Below are 12,397 nucleotides of genomic sequence, written 5' to 3'. Positions count from 1 at the left end.
ACAACGCGGCAATGGCGGCTTGTCGATCTCCAATCTGGAAACCTTTTTATGAGTCCTATCTGGCCAGAGGCCTGGCAAAAACCCAAGCCCTGGTCATCCTCGCGCGCAAGCTGTGCCGGGTGGCATTCGCTCTCATGAAAAACCAGAGCGAATACCAGCCGAATTTAAGGCTGCAGGGTTCCCCTGCAACATAGAATCTCCCACAGGGATTGGTGTACAGGGTCCAAATCGCAGGCAAAAAAAAAGGCAACCGAAGTTGCCCAAAATGCCTTGCGTGCTCATTACATCCAGAACGACCTGCGGTTATTTCCGCTTGTGCGAATCCTTCCAGATAAAAAATCCGAATCCTGCAAAAAATACAAACATGAGGCTGACAGTCAGCACTCCGGCGATCACCACGTTGTCGAAAAACATGACGCGTCTCCTGTACTTGCCCTGTTGCGATAGGGCTAAGTTAATCAAACGGGCAGGAGAAAATATTGACCGGGATCAATGTCGCCACAAACTGGGCGAAAGGAAGGGGAACAACTGACCTGCATCAATAGATGCAGGTGGTTTCAACGTTTCTTGGGTTTGTTTTTCGGCTTTTTCTTGGCCTTGCCCAACGGCATGGCTTGCTCGAATGCCTGACGCACTTCATTCAGGCGCTTGTCATTGAGGTCATGGACACGCTTGGCGCGTTCGGCGTTGAGGTCGATCAGCTTGTCGTCTTGGCTCATGGCAGTCAGTGCATCGCTTGAATTGAGATTTCGCTGCCGCTTCATTCGGCAGGATTGTGCCAATAATGCGGTCTGACGACGGCGCTGACCAGTCGCCAGCTCAAATCTCGATATCGACCCACAAGCCCTGACGGGGCTGATCGTCCATCAGTGGCGCCACCGGAACGGTGTTGTCGGCATTCAGTTCTTCACCGGGAATCGCCAGGTGCGCTTCGGGGTCATCATCGGCCTCACGACGGCGCCGCTCGCGCTCCTGCTGCTTGCGCTGTTCCTCGCGCAACAGCAAGGTGGCTTCTTCAGGATCGCGATTTTTCAGGTCGATGGTGCTGTCGCTGGAGCTCTCTTGCATCGGCACCACGGGCGCGATGTCCGGGCGCGGACGAATCGGATCGTGCTGTGACGTGATCGGCACGGCACTCAGTGGCAGCATCGGTGGCAGCATATTTATTGATCTCCTGTCAGCAAGCTGTCGGCTGCGGGGATGGCGACTTGAGCCATCGGTCGCAAACTGTGACCCAATCGGCACTGTGGAGTGCCCTTTCGCAAGAAAAACTGCATCCTGCTTCAACTTGCGGCTTGTAGCTTAAAGCTTGCCGCTGCTCCTATTCTTTTGGCCCTCAAGCCCTCATTCCGTTAAGATAGCCCGCTTTTTCAAGGTGGGAGTCAGGCAGCATGGCGCAGCAGTATCAACCGGGGCAACGCTGGATCAGTGACAGCGAAGCCGAGCTGGGTTTGGGCACCGTTCTGGCACAGGACGGCCGCTTGTTGACCGTGCTCTACCCGGCCACTGGCGAGACTCGCCAGTACGCGCTACGGAATGCGCCCCTGACCCGCGTGCGATTTTCGCCGGGTGACTCCATCACTCACTTCGAAGGCTGGAAACTGACCGTTCGCGAAGTCGACGATGTCGACGGCCTGCTGGTCTACCACGGCCTCAACGCGCAGAACGAAGTGGTCACTCTGCCGGAAACTCAACTGTCGAACTTCATCCAGTTCCGCCTGGCCAGCGACCGATTGTTCGCCGGGCAGATCGACCCGCTCGCCTGGTTCTCCCTGCGCTACAACACCCTCGAACACACCAGCCGCCAATTGCAGTCGTCGCTGTGGGGCCTGGGTGGCGTTCGTGCTCAACCGATCGCACACCAACTGCACATCGCCCGCGAAGTGGCCGACCGTATCGCGCCACGGGTTTTGTTGGCGGACGAAGTGGGTCTGGGTAAAACCATCGAAGCCGGTCTGGTGATCCATCGCCAACTGCTCTCGGGCCGCGCCAATCGCGTACTGATCCTGGTGCCGGAGAACCTGCAGCACCAATGGCTGGTGGAAATGCGCCGCCGTTTCAACCTGCAAGTCGCGCTGTTCGACGAAGAACGCTTCATCGAAAGCGATGCCTCCAACCCGTTCGAAGACACTCAGCTCGCGCTGGTGGCACTGGAATGGCTGGTGGAAGACGAAAAAGCCCAGGACGCGCTCTTCGCCGCCGGCTGGGACATGCTGGTGGTCGACGAAGCGCACCACCTGGTGTGGCACGAAGATCAGGCCAGCCCTGAATACTCGCTGGTCGAGCAACTCGCCGAAACCATTCCTGGCGTGCTGCTGTTGACCGCAACGCCAGAGCAATTGGGCCAGGACAGCCACTTCGCTCGTCTGCGCCTGCTCGATCCGAACCGTTTCCATGACCTGCACGCCTTCCGCGCCGAGAGCGAAAACTATCGCCCGGTGGCCGAAGCCGTTCAGGAGTTGCTGGAGAAGGGTCGCCTGTCGCCAGAAGCACACAAGACTATCCATGGTTTCCTCGGCAACGAAGGCGAAGCCTTGCTGACCGCCGTCAACGATGGCGACACCGAAGCCAGCGCCCGTCTCGTGCGTGAGCTGCTGGACCGCCACGGCACCGGCCGCGTGCTGTTCCGCAACACCCGCGCCGCCGTGCAGGGTTTCCCGGAACGCAAACTGCACCCGTACCCGCTGCCGTGCCCCGACGAATACCTCGAACTGCCGCTGGGCGATCACGCTGAGCTGTACCCGGAAGTCAGCTTCCAGGCCCAGCCGGACGCCAACGAAGAAGAACGCTGGTGGAAATTCGACCCGCGTGTCGAGTGGTTGATCGACACCCTGAAGATGCTCAAGCGCACCAAAGTGCTGGTGATCTGCGCCCACGCCGAAACCGCCATGGACCTGGAAGACGCCCTGCGCGTGCGTTCCGGCATTCCGGCCACGGTGTTCCACGAAGGCATGAACATCCTTGAGCGTGACCGCGCTGCCGCTTACTTCGCCGACGAAGAATTTGGCGCGCAAGTGCTGATCTGTTCGGAAATCGGCAGTGAAGGCCGCAACTTCCAGTTCTCCCATCACCTGGTGCTGTTCGACCTGCCGTCCCACCCGGACTTGCTGGAACAACGTATCGGTCGTCTGGACCGGATCGGCCAGAAGCACATCATCGAACTGCACGTGCCGTACCTGGAAACCAGCCCGCAAGAGCGCCTGTTCCAGTGGTACCACGAAGCGCTGAACGCGTTCCTCAACACTTGCCCGACCGGCAACGCCTTGCAACACCAGTTCGGCCCGCGCCTGCTGCCGTTGCTGGAAGAGGCCGACGATGGCGAGTGGCAAGCCCTGATCGACGAAGCCCGCACCGAGCGTGAGCGTCTGGAAGCCGAGTTGCACACCGGCCGTGACCGCTTGCTGGAACTCAACTCCGGTGGCGCCGGCGAAGGTGATGCGCTGGTCGAGGACATTCTTGAGCAAGACGATCAGTTCACCCTGCCGATTTATATGGAAACCCTGTTCGACGCATTCGGCATCGACAGCGAAGACCATTCGGAAAACGCCCTGATCCTCAAGCCGAGCGAGAAAATGCTCGACGCCAGCTTCCCCCTGGGCGACGACGAAGGCGTGACCATCACCTACGACCGCAACCAGGCGCTGTCTCGCGAAGACATGCAGTTCATTACCTGGGAACACCCGATGGTGCAGGGCGGCATGGACCTGGTGCTGTCCGGTTCCATGGGCAACACCGCCGTGGCGCTGATCAAGAACAAGGCGTTGAAACCCGGCACCGTGTTGCTCGAACTGCTCTACGTCAGCGAAGTGGTTGCTCCGCGCTCGCTGCAACTGGGCCGTTACTTGCCGCCGGCCGCGCTGCGTTGCCTGCTCGATCCAAACGGTAACGATCTGGCGGCCCGAGTGTCGTTCGAGACCTTGAACGATCAACTGGAAAGCGTGCCGCGCGCCAGCGCCAACAAGTTCATCCAGGCCCAGCGCGATCAGCTGACGCCGCGGATCAACGCCGGCGAAGAAAAAATCACCCCGCGTCATGCCGAACGTGTGGCTGAAGCACAACGTCGCCTGGCCGCTGATACCGACGAAGAACTGGCGCGCCTGACCGCGTTGCAAGCGGTCAACCCGACCGTACGCGACAGCGAACTGGTTGCCCTGCGTAAACAACGCGAACAAGGCCTGGCCATGCTCGACAAGGCTGCGCTGCGACTGGAAGCGATTCGGGTGTTGGTAGCGGGTTAAGCCCCCTGCCCTACCGGTAATAAACAAGGCCCGCAGCAATGCGGGCCTTTTTTTGGGGTGGGTCGCGCGCCCCCGTAGGAGCCGGCTTGCTGGCGATGGTCGTTAACGATGACGCGTATGGTCTGGTTAAACGCGCCGCATCCAATCGCTAGCAAGCCGGCTCCTACAGGTTTTGCGTGATTGCTACAAAGCCGCTGCCGTTGCAACCTCAGGCCCAACCACTGCCACCAACCCCTCCTTCATCCGCATGGCATCCTGCACAAAACACCGCGAAGCCAGCACCAGAAACACCATGGTGAAAAACAGCGCCACCGGGATCAGGTACATCGCATCATGCAGGCCTACGGCCTTGAACGCTTCGGTCATCTGCTCGGCACCGGCCGAAAGCATGGCTGTGTGGGCAAAGTGGTCGGACAACGCACCGACCACCACTGGCCCCAACCCACCGCCCAACAGATACAAGCCAGCAAAGAACAAGGCCATGGCCGTGGCGCGCAAGCGCGGCTCGACCACGTCCTGAATCGCCGTGTAGACGCAGGTGTAAAAGTTATAGGCAAACAACCACCCCAGACTGAACACGGCCACGAATACGCCGATTTCGATGCGTCCCGAATGCAGCGCCCACGCTGTGCACACGGTAGAGATGATGAGGCTGAACGCGGCAAACAATAGACGTCCGTTGGCTACACGCTGGTGGATCTTGTCCGCCACCCAGCCGCCCAGTGTCAGGCCGAACAACCCGGTCACACCGACGATCACCCCGGTCGCCACCGCAGCCTCCTGCAACGGCATCAGGAAATAGCGTTGCAGCATGGGCACCAGAAACGAGTTGCAGGCATAGGTGGCGAAGTTGAAACACAACCCGGCCATCACCAGCCACAGAAACGTCGGCACCGCCAGCACCCGGCGGATCGGCCGGTCAATCTTCTCCTGCGACACCTGCACGCTTTCCGCCGCGCCGCGTTTCGGCTCCTTGATGAAAAACATGAAGATCGCCAGGATCAGCCCCGGCACGGCGGCAATAAAGAACGGCGCCCGCCAGCTGTCGAACGCCTTGACCATCGCACCGATGGTGAAGAATGCCAGCAACAACCCAAGCGGCAAGCCGAGCATGAAAATGCCCATGGCCCGCGCCCGACGGTGAGCCGGAAACAAGTCGCCAATCAGCGAGTTGGCGGCCGGTGCATAACTGGCTTCACCGATGCCCACGCCCATGCGCACGATCAGGAAACTCCAGAAACTACCCACCATCCCGTTGACCGCCGTCAGCCCGCTCCAGACCGCCAGGCCCCAACCCATCAGCTTGCTGCGCGAGCCGGTATCGGCCATGCGCCCCAGCGGCAGGCCGGCGATGGCGTAGACGAGGGTGAACGCCGTGCCGATGATCCCCAGCTGAAAGTCGCTGAGGTGCCATTCCATGCGGATCGGTTCGATGATGATGGCCGGGATGGTGCGGTCGAAAAAGTTAAACAGGTTGGCCAGGAACAGCAGGAACAGAATGCGCCAGGCATTCGCCGCTTGGGTCGAGTTCTGCATGGGTCCGTCTCTTTATTGTTATGGGGGGCTTCACTGCCACCGGGAACCTGCAATCTAGTCAGGCCGGCCTGAGCTGTCTGTAATTATTCGTAAAGCTGATACCGCACCATGGAAGCTGACGCTGCCCATGCAACTGGTTATTTCCAATTGCTCTAAAGTCCATTCCAAAAAGAGTAGGGATCAATTAGCCATCACGGCTTGCGTTCAGCGCATGGCCTCTATACTCCAAGACATTCGCCAGCGCTCATTGCGCCGGCCAGACATATACGACGGGGCATGCGATGGAGTGGCTTGGTCTGCATTTCATTACCGAGCTGCCAGAGAGTGGGCAGGTCATACTCAATTGCTTACATGACCCTTTTCTGGTGTTACTGGCTTATCTCGTCGCTTGTGTTGGCAGCTTCGCCACACTGGATATGGCGGATCGGCTTGCGCATGCGGAGAAACCCGCTTCTCAGCGGCTCTGGCGGTGGGTCGGTGCCGGATGTCTCGCGGGCGGGATCTGGGCCATGCACTTCATCGGCATGCTGGCGTTCCAGGCGCCGATCACCGTCCACTACCAACTGCCCGTCACCCTTGTCTCTCTGCTGATCGCCTTGGTCACGGCGTGGTGGGCGATGCGCACCCTCAGCCTCCCGGCCCTGAATTTCGGGCACTGCGTCAAGGCTTCGATCTGGATCGGCCTGGGCATTGCCACCATGCATTACGTGGGCATGTCCGCCATGCGCTCGCAAGCGATCATCTATTATCAGCCGGCGTTGTTTGCCCTCTCCGTCGTGATCGCAATGTTTGCCAGCCTTGCGGCGCTGCTGCTGGCGAGCTATTTGCGCAAGGGCGCCGGGATGTTCCATCAATTGCTCAAGTACAGCGCCAGCCTGGTGCTCGGGGCAGGCATCGTCAGCATGCATTTCACCGGCATGGCCGCCTTCAACCTGGTATTGCCCCCCGGCAGCCTCATGACGCAACCGGGGGAAAACAATCACCTGCAACTGGGGCTGACGGTCGCGGTCATGACCCTGCTGATCATCGGCAGCAGCATCAGCGCCGCCCTGGCGGACAAGAAGCTGCAAAACAAGGAACGCGACCTGCAGCGGGTCAATTCGCTGCTGAGTCAACTGGACCAGGCGCGCCTGTCGCTGCAACAGGTTGCGCACTACGACGCCTTGACCAACCTGATCAACCGCCGCGGCTTCAACCAGATCTTCGCCGAGAAGCTCGCCGAGAAATCCCGCGAAGGTGGCATGCTCGCCGTGCTTTTCCTCGACATCGACCATTTCAAACGGATCAACGACAGCCTCGGCCATGACGCTGGCGATGAACTGCTCAAGGTGCTCGCCCACCACATCAAAGCGTCCATACGCAGCGACGAAGACGTGGTGGCGCGCTTCGGTGGCGATGAGTTCTGCCTTCTCATCAACCTGCAAGATCGCGAAGAGGCTCGCCAGCTGGCCCAGCGCATCATGCTGAGAATGAAGGCCCCGATTGAGCTGGCCGGCCGGCGCATGGTGATGACCACCAGCATTGGCATCAGCCTGTTTCCGCACGATGGCAGGACCTGCGAAGAGCTGCTGAAAAACGCCGATCTGGCGCTGTACCAGTCCAAGGGCAACGGCCGCAATGGCCTGAATTTCTTCAGTGCCAATCTCAAGGTACGGGCCACGCTGGAGTTGCAACTGGAAGAGGAACTGCGCCGCGCACTGCACGAAGACACCGGCCTGATGCTCTTTTACCAACCGATTTACGACTTGAAAACCGGCCAGGTCAACAAGCTTGAAGCATTGATTCGCTGGCAACACCCCGTGCATGGGTTCCTGACACCGGACCGCTTCATTGCCATCGCCGAAGCCAACGGCCTGATCGCCGAGCTGGACAACTGGGTGCTGCGAAAGGCCTGCGAAGACCTGGCCGAGTTGTCTCGTCAGGGCTGCGAGGAACTGAAGATTGCGGTGAATTGCTCGCCCCTGAACCTGGCCCGCGAAGAACTGGCCGATGAGATCGAGCGGGCGCTGCGCAACGCCGGCGTGGCACCCCAGCGGCTGGAGCTGGAGGTGACCGAAAACGCCCTGATGGGCAACATCGCCGATACGTTGGTGCTGCTACGCCAGATTCGTGACCTCGGCGTCTCGCTGTCGATCGACGACTTCGGCACCGGCTATTCATCCCTGGCCTACCTCAAGCGCCTGCCGCTCAACACGCTGAAGATCGATCGCTCATTCATTCAGGAGATCCCCAAGTCCATCCAGGACATGGAAATCGTCCAGGCCATTATCGCCATGGCCCACACCCTGCATTTACAGGTGGTGACCGAGGGCGTCGAAACGTTTGAGCAGTACCAGTTTCTGGAACACCAGGGTTGCGATTTCGTCCAGGGTTACCTGCTCAGTCGGCCGGTGCCGCTGGTTGACTTGCATCCTGTCCTGAACGAAATCAACCAGCGCAAGCAGTCGTACACGGTCATGCCATTGAGTCTGGTTCACGGTACATCTGCACTAATGTAGAAGGGTCTTTTTCCAGGAATCCCTGGCTCCCGTGCAGTCGCATCAGTTGTGCGGCCAAGCCGCTGATCGGTGTTGCCGATCCTTGTTCGCGGGAAAACTTCACCGCTGTATCCAGATCCTTGAGCAAGGTTCGCACGTGCCACTTGACCGGTTCGAAACGGCTCTCGGCCATTTGCGGGGCGAGGATCTGCAAGGGTTTTGAATCGGCAAAACCTCCGGCCAGCGCCTCGGCGATCAGGCTTGCGTCGACTCCGGATCGCTCCGCCAGCGCCACCACTTCGGCAATCACCAGTGCATTGCAGGCGACGATCATCTGATTGCACGCCTTGGTCACCTGACCGGCGCCGACAGCGCCCATGTGGGTCACTCGCTGCCCAAGGCTCAACAAAACCGGTTTGACCCGCTCAAGATCCGTCGCAATACCACCGACCATGATTGCCAGGCTGCCAGCCTCGGCGCCGACCACGCCGCCGGAAACCGGTGCATCCAGCCAGCCCATGCCTGATTTGCTGACAAGCTCTGCTGCCATTTCCCGCGTCGCAGTAGGCTCCAGGCTGGAAAAATCCACCAGCAACTGACCACTTTTCGCACCGCTGACAATGCCCGCCTTGCCGAAAACCACCTCACGAACCACCGCCGTGTCGGCCAGACACAACATCACCACATCGGCGTTCTGGCACAACTCGGCCGGTGTGGCGACCTGCCGTGCACCGGCATCCACCAGTGGCGCGCATTTGTCCGGGTTACGGTTCCACACCGTCAGCGGATAACCCGCCGCGAGCAAACGCCGGCACATTGGCAAGCCCATCAGCCCGATTCCGGCGAACCCCAACGAAGGTAGCGTTGACATCATTTGGCCTCCTTTTGATTAAAGATCGCTGAATAGTGGCCGATTCATCATGACTTAGGAAAGGATTCCCCCGAGCGACGTTCAGGCCAAAGTGCTGACGCTCGGGACAAATACGCGCTGCTAAAAGACGCGATTTCTCATTCCGTGACGGTTCGACGACTGCATGTCGGCCAACCAACCAGCCCAGGTACATGGCGAACAATGACTTCTAAAAATAACCCGGCGACTGCGGTACCCGACCTGACTTTGAGCCCTGCGGCCAACAGCCCTGCCCTGACACCGTCGAAGCCATTGCCCCCGTCACGCCCGCTGGCGACCCAGCAATACCTGTATTTCACCGAAACCAACACCGACCGCATCCTCGATAACCTCGACGGCCTGCGTGACATGGTATTTCCGCGCCCACCGCATCTGGACGGCGACAACGAGCAGCATAACGATCAGGAATTCCCGTCGGTGTGCCTGATCGGTCTCGGCCGCTGCGGTTCGAACATCGCACTGGATGTCGCGGAGCTGGTGTACAACGCCCGCAAGTTCTACCTCAACGAATTCAACAACGAAGATCGCCTGTCGCCGGACAAACGCTACGCCGAAAAGGGCTACAGCCCGGCGCAATGGATTCGCAACAACCTGCGTCTGGGGCAGAACAAGGCCACCAAACCGGTGTTTCTGGTCGAGCCACTGGTGATGCTCGGCGACCTGGACAAAGACATCGCCGGTCGCATCCGCTTCTCGCGCAAGGGCGAAAAGAGCGGCTTCCTGCGCGACTACAGCAAAATGAAAATCATGGACTTGTCGGAAGTCCACGCCGGTGGCGCCGGTAACGCGCCGATCCTCGGCCAGTACCTGGCGAAGATCATCCTGAACAAGGACACCCAGCGTTTCTCCAGCCCTGACTGGAAGATGATCCACTCGTACCTGATCGACAGCTGCGGCATCAAGGCCAACCAATCCCGCCTGTATTTCTCGATCTTCAGTGCCGGCGGCGGTACCGGTTCGGGCATGGCTTCCGAGTTCGGCCTGGCCCAGCAGCACTCGTACATGAACAAGACGTTCGACACCAAGCCGATGGACGAGCACGACAGCAAAAGCGGCCACTCCTTCGTTTTCGAGCCGATCTTCACCAGCGGCATCTGCGTGCTGCCGAACATTTCCGATCATCGCAGTGAAATGTCCGAAGCGCTGCACATCAACGCCGGTCGCCTGTTGTGCAAATACCTGTCGGAGGAGTGGGACTTCTCCTACAACTTCGCCAATGAAGACAGCAGCGAAGCCAGCGTCATGGGCCGTATCCGCCCATGGAACGCGATGATGCTGATCTCCAACGACATCATGCGTTACGCCGAAGAGAGCGATGACGGCAACATCCAGAACATTGATGTCAATGCGATGGAGAAGCACGCCAACCAATACATCTCGCAGCAGATCTTCAACATTCTGACAGCGCAAGCGGTCACGACTGACTACGATCAGAACTATTTCCGTCGTGCCGGCATCGACATCGGCGAAACCATTCGCCTGGATGCCAACGACCTGTTCATGAGTCTGGCCGGCCCGGTGGCGATTGCCTACGCTGAATCCGTCGTACCGGAAACCCCGCCGCCGAGCAGCGACAAGTTCAAGGTGTTCGAAAAAGAGCCGCAGCGCCTGAACATCGACGACCTGTTCTTCCGCTCCATCGACCTGCCGCACTTCAACAAAGTCACTCAGGCCATCGAAGGCATCAGCCTGCTGCCGATCGAATCCAAGCGCTATCGCGCATCGCTGGAGCAGTACAAGAATTCTGGCTATGACGCGGCAGCCCTGCACGACCTGCACTTCTTCAAGAACTGCTCGTCGGTGGTGTCGATCGTTTCGCTGCCAAAGGACTACAAACTGTCCTACATGGACCTGAACCGGTTGAAGACGCACCTCAACAACCTGTTCCCCAACACCACGCTCAAGCGTTATGCGCTGGTGATCGGCGCCTCGGCCAACCTGTCGCTGACTACCCTGATCGCCAAGAGCCCGTGCCTGTCCGACGATTTCCTGACGCTGATCGTAGCTTTCATCAAGCGTTGCTTCGCGCGCAGCCCGTACCGTTTCGACGAGACCCTGGACAATTCGATGCTGGACTTCATCATCAATGAAGAATTCGACGAAGACCGCATTGACGACTTGCTCAACGAATTCGAGAACCCGGCGAAGATTCTCGATACCAACTGGTACGCGATCAAACCGATGTACGAGAAGAAGTACCGCGAGCTGATCAACGACAAAGACAAGTTCGTCTCGATCAACGACATCCGCCTGTCCCGGGATTGCGTGAAGAAAGCGATCAAGTACCTGCGTGAGATCTACCGTCATCGCATCGGCAAGACCAAGGTTATTTCGCTGAATAACCATACGGGCAAGACTTTCTCGGTCTGATCCAGAACCGAGTTGCCCCAGTCGCAGGCAAGCCAGCTCCCACTGGTTCGTGGCGTACACATTATTCGTGAACGCTCCGGGGCATTGTGGGGCCTGGCTTGCCAGCGATGAGGCCCTGAAATTCACTGAAGATTTCAGCCACTCCAACATCCAGAAACAATTGAGCAGCCCTCAGGCTGCCCTCTCAACTGTTCCCGTTACGTTTACGTCACCGTGAGGCTGTGGCCTTTCTCTACGGCAACGTGCCATCACGCTACTCGGCTACACACTTTCCATCGACAAACCTGCGCACCAATCAGGTGCAACCCGTCAAGCTTGCGCTCGTTCCTGGATCATAATCCACGGCGAAACCACCACCGCCCACAGCTCAGGATCGCGTTCGAAGAGATCCAGCGCCCGCGTTTCAGAGAGCTTGGCGACTGTGTCGGCGGCCAGCCAGGCGGCCACTTTCTCGCTGTCATCCGTGGCTATGGCTTCAGCGGCGGCGATCAAATCCAGACCAGGATCGACCCACAATAGGGCACCCTTGGCGAAGAACGGCTCCAGCTCTTTCCAGGTAATAGATGCGGTTTCACCAAGCAGCTTGGCATAGAGGGTGCTAGGTTCTTGATTCATGGGTCCTGTCCGAAAAGAAATCGACGCAATGATAACGTTGGTGGTCTGGCAGAAAAACCCGGATGCAATTTGTATAACTGAACGAAAAGAGCAGGAAAGCCAAGGAATGCACGGAATCTGGCTATAAGCCCGTCAAAGCCCCGCCGCAATTCTGTCTTTTTCATTCAAAAACGCGACACCCCCAAGTTTTGCCCCCCGGCGCCAGCTTCCCAGGCTGACAATCGGCGCTCTACACTGTACCGGTACAGTTG

9 protein-coding genes and 1 pseudogene are annotated in these 12,397 nt (G+C 58.9%); 4 read left to right on the top strand and 6 right to left on the bottom strand.

Annotation, left to right across the window (positions count from 1 at the left end; translation table 11 throughout):
* A pseudogene (locus KGB21_RS24670) lies at nt 1-194 on the top strand (IS110 family transposase); the annotation flags it as partial.
* A 109-nt stretch (nt 195-303) separates the two neighbouring features.
* Here the strand turns inward: KGB21_RS24670 and ccoM are convergent.
* From ccoM to KGB21_RS24660, 3 genes are all read right to left on the bottom strand, one after another.
* Nucleotides 304-414: a cytochrome c oxidase subunit CcoM gene (ccoM, locus tag KGB21_RS29480; RefSeq protein WP_034146738.1), complete on the bottom strand. Its 111-nt coding sequence runs from the start codon at nt 412-414 to the stop codon at nt 304-306.
* A 143-nt stretch (nt 415-557) separates the two neighbouring features.
* A complete protein-coding gene (locus tag KGB21_RS24665) occupies nt 558-719 on the bottom strand; it encodes a hypothetical protein (protein WP_008016476.1) in 162 nt (53 codons plus the stop codon).
* 100 nt (nt 720-819) lie between these two features.
* Entirely contained in the window at nt 820-1,161 is a 342-nt protein-coding gene (locus KGB21_RS24660; RefSeq protein WP_223506996.1) for an aspartate-semialdehyde dehydrogenase, read from the bottom strand.
* A 230-nt stretch (nt 1,162-1,391) separates the two neighbouring features.
* On the opposite strand from KGB21_RS24660, the gene rapA reads away from it, so the two are divergent.
* Nucleotides 1,392-4,238 carry an RNA polymerase-associated protein RapA gene (gene rapA / locus KGB21_RS24655; protein ID WP_223506995.1) on the top strand — a complete coding sequence of 949 codons (2,847 nt, stop codon included), beginning with the start codon at nt 1,392-1,394 and terminating at the stop codon, nt 4,236-4,238.
* Between the two features lie 183 nt (nt 4,239-4,421).
* Here rapA and KGB21_RS24650 read toward each other — a convergent pair whose 3' ends face one another.
* Nucleotides 4,422-5,774, bottom strand: coding sequence for a spinster family MFS transporter (locus KGB21_RS24650; protein ID WP_223506994.1), 1,353 nt, complete (start codon nt 5,772-5,774; stop codon nt 4,422-4,424).
* A 509-nt stretch (nt 5,775-6,283) separates the two neighbouring features.
* Here KGB21_RS24650 and KGB21_RS24645 point away from each other — a divergent pair.
* Nucleotides 6,284-8,272, top strand: coding sequence for a putative bifunctional diguanylate cyclase/phosphodiesterase (locus KGB21_RS24645; RefSeq protein ID WP_411741412.1), 1,989 nt, complete (start codon nt 6,284-6,286; stop codon nt 8,270-8,272).
* On the opposite strand, the gene KGB21_RS24640 is transcribed toward KGB21_RS24645, so the two are convergent.
* Complete coding sequence (locus KGB21_RS24640) at nt 8,229-9,125, bottom strand: NAD(P)-dependent oxidoreductase (RefSeq protein WP_223506992.1); 897 nt, start codon at nt 9,123-9,125, stop codon at nt 8,229-8,231. The genes KGB21_RS24645 and KGB21_RS24640 overlap by 44 nt on opposite strands.
* 198 nt (nt 9,126-9,323) lie before the next feature.
* On the opposite strand from KGB21_RS24640, the gene KGB21_RS24635 reads away from it, so the two are divergent.
* A complete protein-coding gene (locus tag KGB21_RS24635; RefSeq protein ID WP_034146745.1) occupies nt 9,324-11,531 on the top strand; it encodes a hypothetical protein in 2,208 nt (735 codons plus the stop codon).
* A 309-nt stretch (nt 11,532-11,840) separates the two neighbouring features.
* Here the strand turns inward: KGB21_RS24635 and KGB21_RS24630 are convergent, their stop codons facing one another.
* Nucleotides 11,841-12,146, bottom strand: coding sequence for a DUF2288 domain-containing protein (locus KGB21_RS24630; RefSeq protein ID WP_034146746.1), 306 nt, complete (start codon nt 12,144-12,146; stop codon nt 11,841-11,843).
* Nucleotides 12,147-12,397: the final 251 nt, after the last annotated feature.

The organism is Pseudomonas sp. GL-RE-29, from assembly GCF_019947275.1.
Lineage (GTDB): Bacteria > Pseudomonadota > Gammaproteobacteria > Pseudomonadales > Pseudomonadaceae > Aquipseudomonas > Aquipseudomonas fluorescens_A.
Note: the sequence above shows the minus strand (reverse complement) of the source record. Positions and strands in the feature narration are given on the sequence as shown.